Source organism: uncultured Microbacterium sp. (assembly GCF_963521695.1).
In the GTDB taxonomy this organism is placed as follows: domain Bacteria; phylum Actinomycetota; class Actinomycetes; order Actinomycetales; family Microbacteriaceae; genus Microbacterium.
The window spans coordinates 1-16,168 of sequence record NZ_CAUQWC010000059.1 but is presented as its reverse complement, the minus strand read 5'-3'; the positions used below and the strand labels follow the sequence as shown (position 1 = coordinate 16,168).

At 70.5% G+C, this 16,168-nt stretch carries 16 protein-coding genes and 1 pseudogene; 15 read left to right on the top strand and 2 right to left on the bottom strand.

What is annotated here, in order from left to right; translation table 11 throughout:
* Window positions 1-293 (top strand): annotated as a pseudogene (locus RWP81_RS06530) (hypothetical protein); the annotation flags it as partial.
* Window positions 294-356: 63 nt separating this feature from the next.
* Here the strand turns inward: RWP81_RS06530 and RWP81_RS06525 are convergent.
* Both RWP81_RS06525 and RWP81_RS06520 read right to left on the bottom strand, forming a co-directional pair.
* The gene (locus RWP81_RS06525) at window positions 357-962 is read right to left on the bottom strand and encodes a PadR family transcriptional regulator (protein ID WP_314453792.1); all 606 of its coding nucleotides are present in this window, start codon (window positions 960-962) and stop codon (window positions 357-359) included.
* The gene (locus RWP81_RS06520; RefSeq protein WP_314453790.1) at window positions 962-1,807 is read right to left on the bottom strand and encodes a DUF4097 family beta strand repeat-containing protein; all 846 of its coding nucleotides are present in this window, start codon (window positions 1,805-1,807) and stop codon (window positions 962-964) included. Before RWP81_RS06520 ends, RWP81_RS06525 begins: the two co-directional genes overlap by 1 nt.
* Window positions 1,808-2,028: 221 nt before the next feature.
* On the opposite strand from RWP81_RS06520, the gene RWP81_RS06515 reads away from it, so the two are divergent.
* The 14 genes from RWP81_RS06515 to RWP81_RS06450 form a co-directional block, all read left to right on the top strand.
* Complete coding sequence (locus RWP81_RS06515) at window positions 2,029-2,298, top strand: Rho termination factor N-terminal domain-containing protein (protein WP_314453787.1); 270 nt, start codon at window positions 2,029-2,031, stop codon at window positions 2,296-2,298.
* Between the two features lie 4 nt (window positions 2,299-2,302).
* Window positions 2,303-3,268, top strand: coding sequence for a DNA topoisomerase IB (locus RWP81_RS06510; protein ID WP_314453785.1), 966 nt, complete (start codon window positions 2,303-2,305; stop codon window positions 3,266-3,268).
* 48 nt (window positions 3,269-3,316) lie between these two features.
* Entirely contained in the window at window positions 3,317-3,682 is a 366-nt protein-coding gene (locus tag RWP81_RS06505) for a CrcB family protein (RefSeq protein WP_314453794.1), read from the top strand.
* Window positions 3,679-4,044: a CrcB family protein gene (locus RWP81_RS06500; protein ID WP_314453782.1), complete on the top strand. Its 366-nt coding sequence runs from the start codon at window positions 3,679-3,681 to the stop codon at window positions 4,042-4,044. The genes RWP81_RS06505 and RWP81_RS06500 overlap by 4 nt, the downstream gene beginning before the upstream one ends.
* 177 nt (window positions 4,045-4,221) lie before the next feature.
* Window positions 4,222-5,316: an MSMEG_0568 family radical SAM protein gene (locus RWP81_RS06495; protein ID WP_314453780.1), complete on the top strand. Its 1,095-nt coding sequence runs from the start codon at window positions 4,222-4,224 to the stop codon at window positions 5,314-5,316.
* Window positions 5,313-6,707: an MSMEG_0567/sll0787 family protein gene (locus tag RWP81_RS06490; protein ID WP_314453777.1), complete on the top strand. Its 1,395-nt coding sequence runs from the start codon at window positions 5,313-5,315 to the stop codon at window positions 6,705-6,707. The genes RWP81_RS06495 and RWP81_RS06490 overlap by 4 nt, the downstream gene beginning before the upstream one ends.
* Window positions 6,708-6,811: 104 nt before the next feature.
* Complete coding sequence (locus RWP81_RS06485; protein WP_055959592.1) at window positions 6,812-7,339, top strand: MSMEG_0572/Sll0783 family nitrogen starvation response protein; 528 nt, start codon at window positions 6,812-6,814, stop codon at window positions 7,337-7,339.
* Between the two features lie 8 nt (window positions 7,340-7,347).
* On the top strand, window positions 7,348-8,250 hold the full coding sequence (locus RWP81_RS06480; protein WP_314453773.1) for a carbon-nitrogen hydrolase family protein: 903 nt from the start codon (window positions 7,348-7,350) through the stop codon (window positions 8,248-8,250).
* The gene (locus tag RWP81_RS06475) at window positions 8,243-8,542 is read left to right on the top strand and encodes an MSMEG_0570 family nitrogen starvation response protein (RefSeq protein ID WP_314453771.1); all 300 of its coding nucleotides are present in this window, start codon (window positions 8,243-8,245) and stop codon (window positions 8,540-8,542) included. The genes RWP81_RS06480 and RWP81_RS06475 overlap by 8 nt, the downstream gene beginning before the upstream one ends.
* The gene (locus tag RWP81_RS06470) at window positions 8,539-9,795 is read left to right on the top strand and encodes an MSMEG_0569 family flavin-dependent oxidoreductase (RefSeq protein WP_314453768.1); all 1,257 of its coding nucleotides are present in this window, start codon (window positions 8,539-8,541) and stop codon (window positions 9,793-9,795) included. The genes RWP81_RS06475 and RWP81_RS06470 overlap by 4 nt, the downstream gene beginning before the upstream one ends.
* A gap of 24 nt (window positions 9,796-9,819) precedes the next feature.
* Window positions 9,820-10,677 (top strand): carbon-nitrogen hydrolase family protein, encoded by an 858-nt coding sequence (locus RWP81_RS06465; protein WP_314453766.1) that lies wholly within the window; start codon window positions 9,820-9,822, stop codon window positions 10,675-10,677.
* Window positions 10,678-10,710: 33 nt separating this feature from the next.
* Window positions 10,711-11,820 (top strand): MSMEG_0565 family glycosyltransferase, encoded by a 1,110-nt coding sequence (locus tag RWP81_RS06460; RefSeq protein WP_314453763.1) that lies wholly within the window; start codon window positions 10,711-10,713, stop codon window positions 11,818-11,820.
* Window positions 11,817-13,256 (top strand): AMP-binding protein, encoded by a 1,440-nt coding sequence (locus RWP81_RS06455; RefSeq protein WP_314453761.1) that lies wholly within the window; start codon window positions 11,817-11,819, stop codon window positions 13,254-13,256. The genes RWP81_RS06460 and RWP81_RS06455 overlap by 4 nt, the downstream gene beginning before the upstream one ends.
* A gap of 98 nt (window positions 13,257-13,354) precedes the next feature.
* On the top strand, window positions 13,355-16,168 hold a 2,814-nt coding region (locus RWP81_RS06450), incomplete at its 3' end, for an efflux RND transporter permease subunit (protein WP_314453759.1).

The window sequence follows — 16,168 nt, the reverse complement described above, 5'->3', positions numbered from 1 at the left end:
GCGGTCAGGTGGGTGATGGGTCGACGACGAATCGGTTGACGCCGACTTCGGTGTCGGGCTTGTCGTCGGGTGTGACACAGATCACGGTCGGCGCAGCGACCGGGTACGCGTTGTTGTCGGATGGGTCGGTGAAGGCCTGGGGGGCCAGTGCCAACGGTCAGGTCGGTGATGGCTCACTGACAGACCGCACCGCTCCCGTGTCGATGAGTGCGGCGGCGGGTCGTGTGGTTCAGCGACTGGGCACCAACTCGAACAGCTCCTACACAGCGATGATCGTCCTGAAGTCCGATTGATTCGCAGGTCTCGGGTCCCCCTCGCCGCCGGGCGAGGGGGACCCGTTGCGCTTGGTCCAGGCCTTAGCCGCGCATCGCGCGGGTCACCGCCTCGGACGCCTGACGCAGCGCCGCCTCGATCTCGTCGACTCCGGATGCCGCGAGCTCGCCGCCGCGGGCGACGTGCGACCGGAGTTCCGAGCGCATGCGGCCGCGGAACTCGGTGATCGCTGCGTCGGCACGCGAGAGCTGCTCGCGGCTGCGCGCACGGGGGTCGTCGACGGGAGCCGCGTGCGCCTGCTCGCGCTCCTCGCGGGACGCGGCGGCCAGGTCGGCACGCAGGCTCCGCATGGCATCCCGTACGCTTCCGCGCACCTCGTCCGCGATGAGGCGGACGCTGTCGGCCAGACCCGCCTGGATGCCCTCGAGATCGCCGGTGCGCGTCGACACCTCGGCGCGACCGGCATCCGTGATCTGGTAGACGGTCTTGCGACCGTCGACGGTCTTGGTGACCAGGCCCTCTTCCTCGAGCTTGGAGAGCCGGGGATAGATCGTGCCGGCGGAGGGCGAGTACGTGCCGCCGGTGCGTTCGCTGAGCGCCTGCATCAGGTCGTAGCCGTGGCGCGGCGCCTCATCGAGCAGGCTGAGGATGTACAGACGCAGGTCGCCGTGCGAGAAGACGGGGCTCATCACCACTCCTCCTCTCCGGCGAGTTCCTCGGGACGCAGGCCCGAGATGCCACGCCGGAGAACCGTGATCTCGCCCGAGACGGTGTTGGCGCGCACGTCGACGAACGACCCGGCGAGGGCACCGGTCGAGCCGGTGTAGTTGGTGGGGCCCTTGCCCGAGCGCACCTGACCGTCGATCTGCACGCGGCCGCTGACCGAGCGCGAGACGTAATTGGCCGGAAGCGAGCGGTCGAGCCGCACGGTGGCCGTGCCGCTGACGGAGTTGAGGCTGATCGACTGGGTGGTTCCGCTGGAGTCGACGAGCATCGCTCCCGACACCGTGTCGATCGACGCCTTGGTGATGCGGCCCGTGGCCGCGATGTCGCCCGAGACGCTGTTGGCGCTCAGGGCGCCGTCGAGCTCGCGCACCTGCACGTCGCCCGAGACGGCGTTGAGGTCGACGTCGCCGACGAGGCCGTCGACCATGATGTCGCCCGAGACGGTGTTCAGGCGTACGTCGGTGCGGAGGCCCGCGACGAGCGCGCTCGCGCTGACGACGCCGAGGGTCAGGCCGACGGCCCGGGGGACGGCGACGCTGACCTCGGCCTTGGGGCCGCCGGCGCCGAAGTTGCGGAACACCTCGAGGAAGTTGTCCCAGCGCAGCTGCGGGTGGTCGATCTCTAGGCGGCCGTCGACGACCTCGATGCGGAGGTCTTTCACGGTGACGCCGTGCACTTCGATGCGCGTGTCGGGCTCATCGTGGGCGATGACGTCGACCTGTCCGCCGACGAGGCCGATCTTGAGCTCGCGCACGGCATCGAGGTCGATGACGCGCGTCTCTCCGGGGTGGATGATCCATTTCTCCATGGCTGGGGCTCCTCACTCGCGATATATCGCGTTACGTTGAGTATCGCGATATATCGCGTTCGCGTCAACCTCCCGAAAGTGTGAGGTGGCTGTGTCTCCGGGCAGGCTGGACCGGTGGCCTCGATGGGCTCAGAACCTCGGCGTCCCGGCGCATTGTCAACCCCGCGCGCTCGTGGCAGATGTCGCCCGTAGCGTCATGATCCCGACGGAAGGAGACGGTCATGCCCCGAGGACGTGGATCCGGCAGTCTGAAGGACCCTGAACTGTACGAGGAGCTGCGAAAGCAGGGCGACTCGAAAGAGAAGGCGGCCCGCATCTCGAACGCTGCCGCAGCCGAAGGCCGCGAAGCGGTCGGTGAGAAGGGCGGTCACGCCGAGAACTACGAGGACCGCACCGTCGATGAGCTCAAGAAGCGCGCGAAAGAACTGGGCATCACCGGGTACTCGGGCAAGAAGAAGGCGGAGCTGATCGACCTGCTCCGAAACCACTGACGCGATGCCTCGCCTCATCCGCGTCCGGCCGTACGAAGACCCGGGCTTCCGCCGGGTGCGATCGGGCTCGGGCTTCCGATACGTCGACCACACCGGCGCGGCCGTGCCCGAGCGTGACGCCGAGCGTGCGCGCGGTCTCGTCATCCCTCCGGCGTGGCGCGAGGTGTGGATCGCCACGACGGCGAACGCGCACATCCAGGCGGTCGGCACGGACGAGGCGGGCCGGCGGCAGTACACGTACCACGCCGACTGGTCGAAGCGGCAGGACAAGGGCAAGTTCGCCCGCGCGCTGCAGTTGGCGGAAGCGCTGCCGCGGGCTCGCGCGCGGGTGACGCAGTCGTTGCGCCGCGCCGAGGCCGACCGGGAGCGGGTACTGGCGGTGTCGTTCCGTTTCCTCGACCTCGTGGCGCCTCGCGTGGGTAACGCGCGCTACTTCGTCACCAACGGCAGCCGCGGGCTGACGACGTTGCAGAGGCGCGACGCGATCGTCGAGGGCGACCTCGTGCGCCTGTCGTTCCCGGCCAAGAGCGGCAAGCGCGCCGAGCTGTCTCTGCGTGATGCGGAGTTGGCATCCATCGTCGAGGAGCTCGCCCTCGGGCGCTCGCGTGCCGCGCTGCTGAGTTACAAGCGGGGTCGCCGCCGAGTGCCGCTGACACCGGGCGACGTCAACGCCTACGTGCGCTCGCTCACGGGCGGGCCGTTCAGCGCGAAGGACTTCCGGACGCTGCGGGGCACGATCCTCGCCGCCGAATCACTCGCCCAGGTCGGCGCGACCGGGGGCAAGAACGAGCGCAAGAAGGCGGAGGTCGCCGCCGTCCGCGCCACCGCCGAGGCGCTCGGCAACACTCCCGCCGTCGCCCGCGCGAGCTACATCGACCCTCGGGTGTTCTCGCTGTATCGCAAGGGCCGCACGATGGACCTCGGAGGATCGAAGGATGCCGCGATCCGGCGCCTGATCCTGGGCGAGTGACCGCGTCCGCCACCGTGCGTCCGCGCGGCGTAGGGTGGCGCGGTGAAGATGTGGCGCGACGTCGTTCTCGTCGCCGTGGGCGGCGCGATCGGCACCGCCCTGCGCGCGGGCATCACCCTCGCGATCGGTGACGACCTGGGGTCCGCTCTCGTGCCGCTCATCAACGTCGTGGGGGCGTTCGCGATCGGCATCCTGTTCGGGTGGAGATCCCGGATGCCGGCATCGTCGCGCGCGCAGCGCGTGCAGCTGTTCCTCGGCACCGGCGTGCTCGGCGGGTTCACGACCTACAGTGCGCTGGCCGTCGAGGCGGCCGAGCCGGGCCTGCTGTGGTGGGGCATCGGTTCGGTGGTGCTCGGCACGGGGGCGGCCTGGGGTGGCCTGGTGCTCGGCCGCGGCGGGCGGCGGCAGCGATGACCCCCCTCGTCTTCGTCGTCGTGGCCGTCGCCGGGGGAGTCGGTGCAGCGCTGCGGTTCCTGCTCGACACCGCGGTGCGGCGCGCGACCGGCGACCGGTTTCCGTGGGGGATCCTCGTCGTCAACGTCACGGGCGCCTTCGCGCTCGGCATCCTGAGCATGCTCCCCGCCGACGAGGCCTGGCGATGGATCGTGGGCACCGGCCTGCTCGGCGGATACACGACCTTCAGCGCGGTCGCGGTGACCACGGTGCTTCTCGCCGAGGAGGGGCGTACGGCGACGGCGACGACGTACGCGACGGTGTCGTTCGCGGGGTCGTTGTTCGCGGCCGCGGCGGGATTGGCGCTCGGGTCGCTGTTCTGACCGGTGCCGGTCCCGCCGACGGGCCCAGCGACGGGGGTGCGGCGGGCCGGTCACCGCGACGGGCTCAGACCGCGGGCTGCGGCCCCGCGGTGACGAGCGGCGGAGTCGGAGGAGGCGAAACACGACTGCTATCCGGTCGTCGTCGTGTGGAAACACCCCGTGGTTCTACTGGTCTGCATGGACAACGTCTCAGCGCTTGCACCGGCGGACCGCGACCGGGTGTCGACCCGTGTCAGCCTAGCTCTCCTCGGCGTCCGCAGCGACGCTCCCGTGCGGCGCACGGGTGGGGCGGGTCCCAGCGACGACGGCCACTTCGTCGTCGACGGGGAGGGAGCGGCGATCCCCCTCAACCCGAACAGTCCGTACGTGGTCACGGCCGCCGGCCGGCTGACACGCGACGGGGCCGACCTCGGCTTCGACGTGGCCCCCGTCGTGCGGCCGCGTTTCTACGATCTGCAGACCGACGAGGGCGTGGCGTACGACCAGATCGCGAAGCTCCATGGCAAGAACGTGCTGGCCACGACCGTCGTGCAGACGTGCGTGCGCTACGACGAGAGCGAGCGGTGCCGGTTCTGCGCGATCGAGGCGTCGCTCGACGCCGGCATGACGATCGCGGTGAAGACGCCGGCGATGCTGGCCGAGGTGGCCGAGGCCGCGGTGCGGCTGGACGGCGTGACGCACATGGTCATGACGACCGGCACATCCAACGGGTGGGACCGCGGCGCCAAGCACCTCGCCCGGTGCGTCCGCGCGGTGAAGGCGGCGGTGCCGCAGCTCGAGATCCAAGTGCAGTGCGAGCCCCCGGCCGACCTGCAGGCCATCACCGACCTGTACGACGCGGGCGCCCGATCCATCGGTATCCATGTCGAGTCCATGGATGACGAGGTGCGACGCAGATGGATGCCGGGGAAGTCCCGCGTGAGCATGGACGAGTATCGCGCCGCCTGGCGCGAAGCGGTGCGGGTCTTCGGCTGGAACCAGGTGTCGACCTACCTCATCGTCGGAATGGGAGAAGATCCCGATGAGGCGGTCGAGGGGGCGCGAGAACTCATCGAGATGGGGGTGTACCCCTTCGTCGTGCCGTTCCGGCCGCTGAAGGGCACGCTCGCCACCGACGTCGACAAGGTGCCGGCGCCGCACCGTGCCGTCGTCGACGACATCACGACCCGCGTGGCGGGTCTGTTGCACGCGGCGGGGATGCGCGGCGAAGATCAACGCGCCGGCTGCGCCGCGTGCGGGGCGTGCAGCATCCTCAAGACGGCAGGTGCATGATGTTCGACGTGCCGGTGCTGACCGGTTCGCGCCCGCGGACGGAGCCGCTGGCGTGGGAGATCCGCGTCGCCGACCCGATGCAGGTCGGCGCGTACCGGGTGATCCGCCGCGACGTGTTCGTGCGCGAGCAGGGCTTGTTCGCGGGACGAGACGACGACGACGTCGACGATGATCCGCGCACGGTCGTGCTGGTTGCGGTGGCAGCCTCCGGTGACGTTCTCGGCGGCGTTCGTCTGGCTCCGGCGACGCCCCGCGACATCGGGTGGTGGACCGGCAGTCGGCTCGCGGTGCGTCGCGATGCCCGCAATGCCGGCGGGATCGGTTCCGCTCTCGTGCGCGCCGCGTGCCGCGAGGCCGTCCAGCGGGGTGTGGTGCGGTTCGAAGCCACCGTCCAGGAGCGCAACGAGCCGCTCTTTCGTCACCTGGGGTGGGAACGGTGGGGCGATACGACCGTCGCTGGTGCTCCGCACGTGCGGATGCGGTGGCCCGTCGACAGGTTCGCCGCGCTCGTGGCCGCGACGAAGCAACCACTGGGTGCTCTCCTCTCGGGCATCCGCGACGACCATCCCGAGGGCCTCGGCGGCCCCGGTTGGGTCGGTGACGACGGCGCGCTCATCGCCGGCACCGACGTCGTGGTCGCCACCGACGCGATCCTGCCCGCACTCATCGACAGAGACCCCGAGTGGGCCGGGTGGTGCGGCGTACTGGTGAACGTCAACGACCTGTCCGCGATGGGCGCGCGTGCCGTCGGACTGATGGATGCCGTGTCGGCGCCGACCGCCTCGGCCGTTCGCCGGATCGTGTCGGGGTTTCGCAACGCCGCCGTGGCGTGGGGCGTGCCCATCCTCGGCGGTCACACGCAGTGGGGTGGAGCATCGTCACTCGCGGTGACCGCCCTCGGGCGCACCGAGCATCCCGTGCCCGGCGGCGGAGGTCGACCGGGGCAGACGCTCGGGCTCACCGTCGACCTGCACGGACGATGGCGGCGCGGCTTCGAGGGCCGCCAGTGGGATTCGACGTCGACCCGCGCCGGCGCCGAGCTGCGCCACCTCGCGGGACTCGTGCCCGAGCAGCGCCCCGCAGCGGCGAAAGACGTGAGCATGGCCGGCATCGTCGGCACCGCCGCGATGCTCGCCGAGGCTTCGGGCGCGGGGGCCCTTATCGACGTGGCCGAGATTCCCGCCCCGCAGGGCGTCGGGTTCGGTGACTGGCTGACCTGCTTCCCCGGCTTCGGCATGGTGACCGCCGGGACCGCGACCCTCGCCTCGCCGCTCGCGAGCTCGGCGACCATCGGAGAGCTCACCACGGGCTCCGGCGTCGCGCTGCGCTGGCCCGACGGCGTCGAGACCTCTGTCGTCGCCGCCGGTGCCACCGGACTCGGCAAGGCGTAACGCAACCTCATTCCGGACGAAACCAATCCGAAACACCCGGACGCGAACCTGGTAACCAGACACGCGCTCCATCCCCGGCTCCACCCGACGCGAAGGACACGAACATGACCACCGACCTCGACGCCCAGATCGCGGAGAACATCGCCGCATCCCTCGGCGAGATCCCGCACCCCTCGCTCCCCAAGGGCAGCAACATCTACGGCTCCACCAAGCTGTTCCCCGACTTCCAGGCCGAGAACGGTGAGTCGTACTTCACGCTCATCCACGGCATCCCGCACGAGTCGTCGGTGAGCTTCGTCGCGATCCTGCAGGCGACCCGAGCCCTCCGTAAGGGCTTCGAGTCGGCCATCTACCTGTACGGCCCGGGCACCCTCGCGGCCGCCGCGAACCGCGGCTTCCCCACCACGGGAGATGCGGGCTTCCCCGGCGAGCTGAACATGAACAACTCCCTCGAGACCTTCATCAAGGAGGGTGGCACGGTCTACTGCTGCCGCTTCGGCCTGGCGCTGCACGGCATCCGCGAAGAGGACATCATCGAGGGCGTCATCCCCGCGCACCCGCTGGATGTGCAGGACGCGGTCATCTACTACGCGCGCAAGGGCGCGATCATCAACTCCGTCTACAACCTCTGAGGCTCGCCATGTCGATCACCGTTGCCTCCGTCTCGGCGAACTTCACCCGGGATCTGGAGCAGAACTACGCCCTCATCGCCGACCTCATCGGTCAAGCGCGGGCCGCGGGGGTGTCGTTCATGGCGTTCCCCGAGGCCGCGATCGGCGGCTACCTCTCGTCGCTCGGCAACCACGGCGACACCATCAAGACGACCACGCGCTCGATGCCGCCGGCGATCCGCCTCGACGGCCCCGAGATCGCCCGGGTGCAGGAACTCGCGGGCGACATGGTGCTCACGATCGGGTTCTGCGAGCTCGCCGAAGACGGGGAGACGCGGTACAACGCCGCGGTCTGCCTGGACGGCGAGAACATCTACGGCTCGTACCGCAAGGTGCACCAGCCGCTGGGCGAGAACATGTCGTACTCGGCGGGGGACACCTACCGCGCCTTCGACACCCCCGTCGGCCGGGTCGGGATGCAGATCTGCTACGACAAGGCATTCCCCGAGGCCGCGCGCATGCTCGCCCTCGACGGCGCCGAGATCGTCGTGAGCATGTCGGCGTGGCCCGCCGCCCGCACGGCGACCGCCGAGAACCTGCAGGACGACCGGTGGACGTACCGGTTCAACCAATTCGACATCGCGCGCGCCCTCGACAATCAGGTGTTCTGGCTGGCATCCAATCAGTCGGGCACCTTCGGGTCGCTCCGTTATGTCGGCAACGCGAAGGTGGTCGACCCCGGCGGCAACGTCCTTGCGACGACGCTGCTGGGCACCGGCCTGGCGATCGCCGAGATCGACGTCGCCGAGACCTTCCGTGCGATGCGCGGCGGCATGTTCCACCTTCGCGATCGGCGCCCCGACGTGTACGGCCCGGTCGCTGCCTCCACCGGCGCGCACGTCGAGGCGTGGAGGGAGCTCGCTCATGCCTGAGATGCGCTTCGCCGTCCGCTGGCCCGACGGCGCCGAGTCCTCGCACTACTCACCCAGCCTCGTCATGCACGACTACCTGTCGACGGGCGCTCGATACGGCGTCGCCGAGTTCGTCGCGCGCGCCGGTGAGGCGCTGGATGCCGCGGGCGAACGCGTGCGCGCCGCGTACGGCTTCGCCTGCACCTCGGCCATGGCATCCCGGGACGAGATCGTCCGCGCGGCCGCCGCGTATCCCGACGGGGAGGTCACCGTGCTGCGCATGGAGCCGCCCCTGCCTGTGGGGGCGTCATGATCCCCGTCGAGCTGCGCCCGGGCGACCACTACCCGGCCGTGATCGTGGGCGGGGGCCAGGCCGGACTCTCGGTGAGCTGGCACCTCGAGCGCGCGGGGGTGCGGCACGTTGTGATCGAACGCGAATCGGCGGCGCACGAGTGGCGCGACGGACGGTGGGACAACTTCACCCTCGTCACCCCCAACTGGCAGTGCCGACTGCCCGGTTACCCCTACGACGGTCCCGACCCCGACGGGTTCATGACCCGTGACGAGGTGTACTCCTGGGTGCGCGGCTACGCCGACACGTTCGACGCACCGCTCGCCGAGGGCGTGGAGGTGCACCGTGTCGATCGCCGTGACGACGGGGTGTTCGTCGTCACGACCAGCGCCGGGGTCATCACGGCCGACACCGTGACCTCGGCCACGGGCGGGTACCACCGCCCGATCACGCCGTCGTGGGCCGCCGACATCGCCGATCGCGTCGTGCAGATGCACTCGCACCACTATCGCAACGCCGGACAGCTGCCCGGCTCGGTGCTCGTCGTGGGCACCGGACAATCCGGGACCCAGATCGCCGAAGACCTCCACCTCGAGGGGCGGCAGGTGCACCTGGCCGTGGGGCGGGCGCCGCGCGTGGCACGGTTCTACCGGGGGCGCGACTGCATGACGTGGCTCGCCGACATGGGCGTGTACGACGTGCCCGCGGGGGTGCAAGCCGCGGCCAAGCGCGCGGCGACCAACCACTACGTCACCGGGCGCGACGGGGGGCGGGACATCGACCTGCGCGTGTTCGCGACGCAGGGGATGCGGCTGCACGGGCGGGCGACGGGCATCTCGGGCGGCGTGCTCGCTTTCGACGACACGCTGGCCGCCCACCTCGACCACGCCGACTCGGTCGCCGAGTCGATCAAGAACGACATCGACGCCTACATCGCCCGCGAGGGCATCGACGTACCGTTCGAACCCCGCCGCGCTCCCGTGTGGACGCCTCCGTCCGGCCCCACGCAACTCGACCTCGCCGAGGTGGATGCCGTCGTCTGGGCGATCGGCTTCCGCGCGGACTGGTCGTGGCTGGGCGAGCTCGACGTGCTCGACGCGAGCGGCCAACCGGTCCACGAGCGCGGAGCGACGGCGGTCCCGGGGTTCTCGTTCGTCGGTCTCCCGTGGCTGCACACGTGGGGGTCGGGGCGGTTCCACGCGATCGCCAGAGACGCCGAGCACGTCGCCGAACAGGTCGTCACGGCGTCGCAGGGAGCCCTCGCGGTGCGCTGAGCGGCCACCGCGTACGCTCGAGAAATGGCATCCGTCACGATGGCTGCGGTGGCGGCCCACTTCGGTCGCGACGTCGAACGCACGCTCGCGAAGCTCCCCGGCATCGTCGAGGACGCCCGCGAACACGGGACCGACCTGCTCGTGCTCCCGGATGCCACCATCGGCGGCTATCTGCTCGACTTGCACCACCCGGTCGATGAGGGCGACGGCATCCCCCACGCCGTCGAGATCGACGGTCCCGAGGTGGCGGCGATCGTCGCGCTCGCCGGGGACATGACGGTCTGCTTCGGGATCGCCGAGCGCGCGATCGAGAACGGCGTGGAGCGACGCTACAACGCGGCGGTCTGCGTCACGGGTGAGGGGGTGCTCGGCGTCCATCGCAAGGTGCACCTGCCGCTGGGGGAGTCGGAGGTCTACGCCGCCGGCGACGACTTCCGCGCGTTCGACACCCCCGTCGGGCGGATCGGCATGCTCATCGACTTCGACAAGACCTTCCCCGAGGCCGCGCGCTCGGTCGCCCTCGACGGCGCGCAGATCATCGCGTGCCTCAGCGCCTGGCCGGCCAGCGTCACCGACCGATCCGACCGCATCCGCAACGACCGTCAGGCGCACCTCTTCGACCTCTACGACTGCGCACGTGCCGCCGAGAATCAGGTGTACCTCGTCTCGTCGAACCAGACGGGCGTGCTCGGCGGCCTGCGCTTCCTCGGCCAGGCCAAGGTCGTCGACCCGGCGGGCGAGATCGTCGCCAAGACCTGGGCGAAGGGTGGACTCGCCGTCGCCGAAGCCGATGTCTCGGCCGACATCGCCCGCGCGCGCCGCTCGCTCAACCACCTCGCGCAGCGGGCCGAACACGCGTACCGGCTGAGCGCCCCGGCGTAACCGCGCGGCGGCGGCTTCGCGGAAAGGACGACCATGCGCATCGCGCAGCTGACGTACTCGACAAAGCCCCGCGGCGGAGTCGTGCACACCCTTGCGCTCGCCGAAGCGCTCGCCGCTCGCGGTCACGAGGTCGAGGTGTGGAGCCTGGGGCGCGCAGGAGACACTGCCTTCTTCCGGCCCGTCGACCCGCGCGTGCGCGTGCGCGTCGTGCCGTTCCCGTCGCAGGAGGGCGAGGGGGTGGGTGAGCGCATCGAGCGGTCGATCGACCTGATGGCCGCGGCGCTGGATGCGCGGGCCGACATCGTCCACGCGCAGGACTGCATCTCGGCGAACGCGGCGCTGCGTCGTGGCATCCCGGTCGTCCGCACGATCCACCACCTCGACACCTTCACAACGCCGCAGCTCGTGGCGTGCCACGACCGAGCCGTCATCGAGCCGGTGGCCCGGTTGTGCGTCTCGCAGGCGGTGTCGCGCGAGGTCGAGCAGGCCTACGGCGTACGACCCGAGGTCATCGCCAACGGAGTGGATGCCGAGCGCTTCGCCGCCGCGTCCGGCCCGGCGGCGGCGGGTGCGCGCGAGCGGTGGCGGGAGCGGCTCGGCGACTACGTGCTCGCGCTGGGCGGCATCGAGCCGCGCAAGGGCTCGATCGACCTCCTCGACGCGTTCGCTCTCGTTCGTGAGGCCCATCCGGACGTGCGCCTCGTGTTCGGCGGAGGCGAGACCCTGTTCGACTACCGCGAGTACCGTGAGCGGTTCGAGGCCCGCGCGGTCGAGCTCGGCATCTCGCCGACGATCCTCGGTTCCGTCGACGACGGCGCGCTGCCGGCACTCGTCGCGGCCGCCCGCGCCCTCTCGTTCGTCTCGACCAAAGAGGGCTTCGGCCTCGCCGCGATGGAGGCGCTTGCGGCGTCGACGCCCGTCGTCGCGCGGGACCTGCCGGTGATCCGCGAGGTGTTCGGCGATGCGGTGCTGTACGCGTCGACCCCCGCCGAGATCGCCGCGCGGCTCGACGAGGTGCTGCGCGGCGTCGCCGAGACCGACACGGCCGGCGGGGTCGCCCTCGCCCGGGCGCACACATGGGATCGCGCCGCCCGCGCGCACGAGGAGTTCTACGCCCGCGTGACGGAGCGCAGCCGACCGTGACCGAGCGCACCTTCTCGGCGATCCTCGCGGAACGTGCGACGGCCGATCCCGGCGAGCCCCTCATCGTCGATGCGGCGGGAGTCATGACAGCGTCCGACCTGGATGCCGCAGCCACGGCGCTCGCGCACGAGCTCATCACCCGGGGGGTTGATCACGACAACACCGTGGCGGTGTCGCTGCCGAACGGGCGCGACTTCGTCGTCGCGTGCTTCGGTATCTGGCGCGCAGGTGCCACCCCTCAACCGCTGTCGCCCGAACTCACCGCGTCTGAGCGGGCGGACCTCGAGCAGATCGCCCCGCCCGCGGCGGCGATCGGCGCGCCTCCCGCATCGGCCGGTGTCGCGTGGCTCCCCCACGTGGACATCGTGCCCCGCGAGGGGAGCCTGCCCGACGTGGCGGCCACCTGCTGGAAGGCCCCTGCCACCTCCGGGTCCACGGGGCGCCCCAAGATCGTGCGTGCGGCGGCACCCGCGACGCTCGACCCCTCGCGTCCCGTCGCCGCCTTCCTCCCTCAGAGGGCGACGCAGGTCGTCGCGGGCCCGCTCTGGCATTCCGCGGTGTTCACCTACGCGTTCCGCGGCCTGCTGACCGGCCACCGGCTCGTCGTCCTCGAACGGTTCGATCCCGCGCGCTGGGTGGCCGCCGTCGAGGACCATCGAGCCACGTGGGGATTACTCGTTCCGACGATGATGACGCGGCTCCTGCGCCTTGACCCCTCGGAACGAACGGTGGAGCGCGTCGCGAGCATCGAGAGCGTGCTGCACATGGGGGCTCCGTGCGCCCCGGAGCTCAAACGGGCGTTCCTCGACTGGCTCGGAGCGGAGCGCGTCGACGAGGTGTACGCCGGCAGCGAGTCGAACGGCCTCACGCACATCACCGGAACGCAGTGGCTCGCGCGGCCCGGCAGTGTCGGACGACCGATCGGCGGAACCCGCATCCGCATCCGCGATCGCGCCGGCGGCGATCTGCCGGCGGGCGAGAACGGCCTGGTGTGGATGCGGCGTGGCGCAAGCGCCGCGTACGCGTACGTCGGTGCGGCCTCGCGGCGCGACGACGAGGGGTGGGACACCCTGGGTGACATCGGTCACGTGGATGCCGACGGCTACCTGTTCCTGCACGATCGCGCCGACGATCTCATCAACCGCGGCGGTGACAAGATCGCTCCCGCACTCGTGGAGGCGGCGTTGGAGTCGCATCCGTACGTCGAGGAGGCCGTCGCCTTCGGTGTGGCCGACGACGAGCTCGGACAGGTGGTCCACGCCGCTGTGCGGCTCGTCGACGGCGCATCCTCGCCGGAGATCATGGCGCACGCGCGTGCTCGCCTGGGTCGCCGCGCCCCGGTGGCGCTCCACGTCACGACCGCGCCGCTGCGCAACGACGCGGGCAAGGTGCGCCGGGCCGCGCTCGCGCGCCGGTTCGCGCCGCCCGGGGACTGATCCACAGCGGCGGTGCTTCCCGGCCCGCTCACCGACGCGCATGGGATACTTGTCCCGATACATCTCTGTATCCAATCTCGACCCCCGAAGGGTGCTTCGTGTCGTATCTGGCCGTGCTGAGCCTGAAGAACCGCGCCCTCATCGCCCTGGTCACCATCGTGGCGGCGATCTTCGGCGGCCTGGCCCTGACGAGTCTCAAGCAAGAGCTCATCCCCTCGATCGAGTTCCCCCAGCTCGCCGTCGTCACCACCTACCCCGGGGCCTCGCCCGAGGTGGTCGAGGCCGACGTGTCCACGCCCATCGAGAACGCCATCCGGGGTGTCGAGGGGCTCGAATCCACGACGGCGACCAGCACGACGAACTCCTCGATCGTGTCGGCGTCGTTCACCTACGGCACCGATCTCGCGGCGGCCCAGCAGAAGATCCTGGCCGCCATCGCCCGCATCGACGACCAGCTCCCCGAGTCGGCCGACACCACCGTCGCCTCCGCCAGCATCGACGACTTCCCCGTCATCCAGCTCGCCGTCACGGGCTTCTCCGACGCCCAGGCCACGCAGTCGGTGCTGCAGACGAGCGTCATCCCCGACCTCGAAGACGTCGCGGGCGTCAACGGTGCCCAGATCGTCGGCGGCACCGGTCAGCGCGTGACGATCACCCCCGACTCCTCGCGGCTCGGCGAGCGGGGCTTCAGCCAGCAGGCCATCACCGATGCCCTGGATGCCAACGGCATCCTCTTCCCGGGCGGCTCTCTGACCGAGGGCGATCAGACGCTCACGGTGCAGACCGGCGCCAAGCTCACGAGCGTCGACGAGATCGCCGCGCTCCCGCTCGTGCCCACCGACCAGGCGCAGTTCCAGGCGGGGCAGACCACGATCGGCGACGTCGCCGCGGTCGAGCTGCAGTCCGACCCCGTCTCGACCCTCTCGCGCGTCGACGGGCAGCCGGCGCTGACCATCGCCGTCACCAAGCTCCCCGCCGCCAACACCGTCGACGTCTCGCGCGGCGTGCTCGCGGTGCTGCCCACGCTGGAGTCCGCGCTCGGTCAGGGCGCGACCTTCACCGTCGTCTTCGACCAGGCGCCGTTCGTCCAGCAGTCGATCGACGCCCTCGCGCAGGAGGGCCTGCTCGGTCTCGTCTTCGCCGTCGTGGTCATCCTGGTGTTCCTGATGTCAGTGCGCTCGACGCTGGTCACCGCCATCTCGATCCCGACCAGCGTGCTCATCACCTTCGTCGGTCTCCAGGCCTTCGGCTACTCGCTGAACATCCTCACCCTCGGTGCCCTCACCATCGCGATCGGCCGTGTCGTCGACGACTCCATCGTCGTCATCGAGAACATCAAGCGGCACTACGTCGGCGACGCCGAGAAGATCCCCACCATCATTCGCGCGGTACGCGAAGTGGCGGCCGCCATCACGGCATCCACGATCACCTCGGTCGCGGTCTTCCTGCCGATCGCCTTCGTCGGCGACGTCACCGGCGAGCTGTTCCGCCCCTTCTCTCTCACGGTGACGATCGCGATGGCGGCGTCGCTGCTGGTGTCGTTGACCATCGTGCCCGTGCTCGCATCGTGGTTCCTCAAGCCCGGAAAGGTGATCCGGGATGCCGAGGGCAACCCGGTCGACCCCGAAGCCGCCGATGCTCCGCCCACGCGCCTGCAGAAGGCGTACGTGCCGGTGCTGAGTTGGACGCTGAAGCACTCGTGGGTGACCCTGACCCTGGCGGTGCTCGTGCTCGGCGGCACGCTGGCGTCGGTTCCGCTGTTGAAGACCGACTTCCTCGGTGACTCCGGCCAGAACACCTTCACCGTCACGCAGAAGATCGGCGCAGCCCCCAGCCTGGATGCCGAAGACACGGCGGCCCAGCAGGTCGAGGCCGTGCTGCTGGACACCCCGGGCGTGCAGACGGTGCAGACCTCCATCGGCTCGAGCGGTTCGGCGCTGCGCGACGCCTTCTCGGGTGGGGGCACGGGCATCACGTACTCGATCACCTCGGAGTCCGGCGCCGATCAGGTGGAGCTGCGCGAACGCGTGCGCACCGAACTCGAGGGCCTCACCGACGCCGGTGAGATCGAGGTACGCGCGGCCGGTGGCGGGTTCGGCTCGACCGACATCACCGTCGACGTCACCGCACCCGACTCCGAATCGCTGCAGCAGGCGAGCGACGCCGTTGTCGCGGGCCTCGAGGGGCAGGACGGCATCGGTCAGGTGACCAGCAGCCTGTCGGCATCCCTGCCCTTCGTCTCGGTGCGCGTCGATCGTGACGCCGCCGCCGAGCGCGGTCTGTCGGAACGCGCCGTGGGCGCACTGGTGTCGGGGGCGCAGCAGCCGCGGCAGGCGGGCACGGTCGAGCTTGACGGTCGTGGCGTGACCGTCTACCTCGCCACGGCCAACCCTCCCCAGACGATCGACGACCTTCGCGCGCTCGAGATCCCCAGCGCCCAGGGCGCTGTGCGCCTCGACGAGATCGCCACGGTCGACGAGAGTCAGACGCCCCCCTCGATCACGACAGCGCGGGGGCTGCGCACGGCATCCATCACCGTCACACCCACCTCCGACGACCTCGGCAGCTCCTCGGGCACCGTCGCCGAGGCGCTTGCGGGACTCTCGCTCCCCGACGGGGCGACGGCGAAGGTCGGGGGTGTCGTCACCGACCAGCAGGACGCCTTCGCGCAGCTCGGGTTGGCGCTGCTGGCGGCCATCCTCATCGTCTACGTGGTGATGGTGGCCACCTTCAAGTCGCTGCGTCAGCCGCTCGAACTGCTCGTGTCGGTGCCGTTCGCCGCAACCGGTGCCATCGTGATGCTGCTCATCACGGGCGTTCCCCTGGGTGTCGCCGGCATGATCGGTGCGCTGATGCTCGTCGGCATCGTCGTGACCAACGCCATCGTGCTCATCGACCTCGTCAATCAGTAC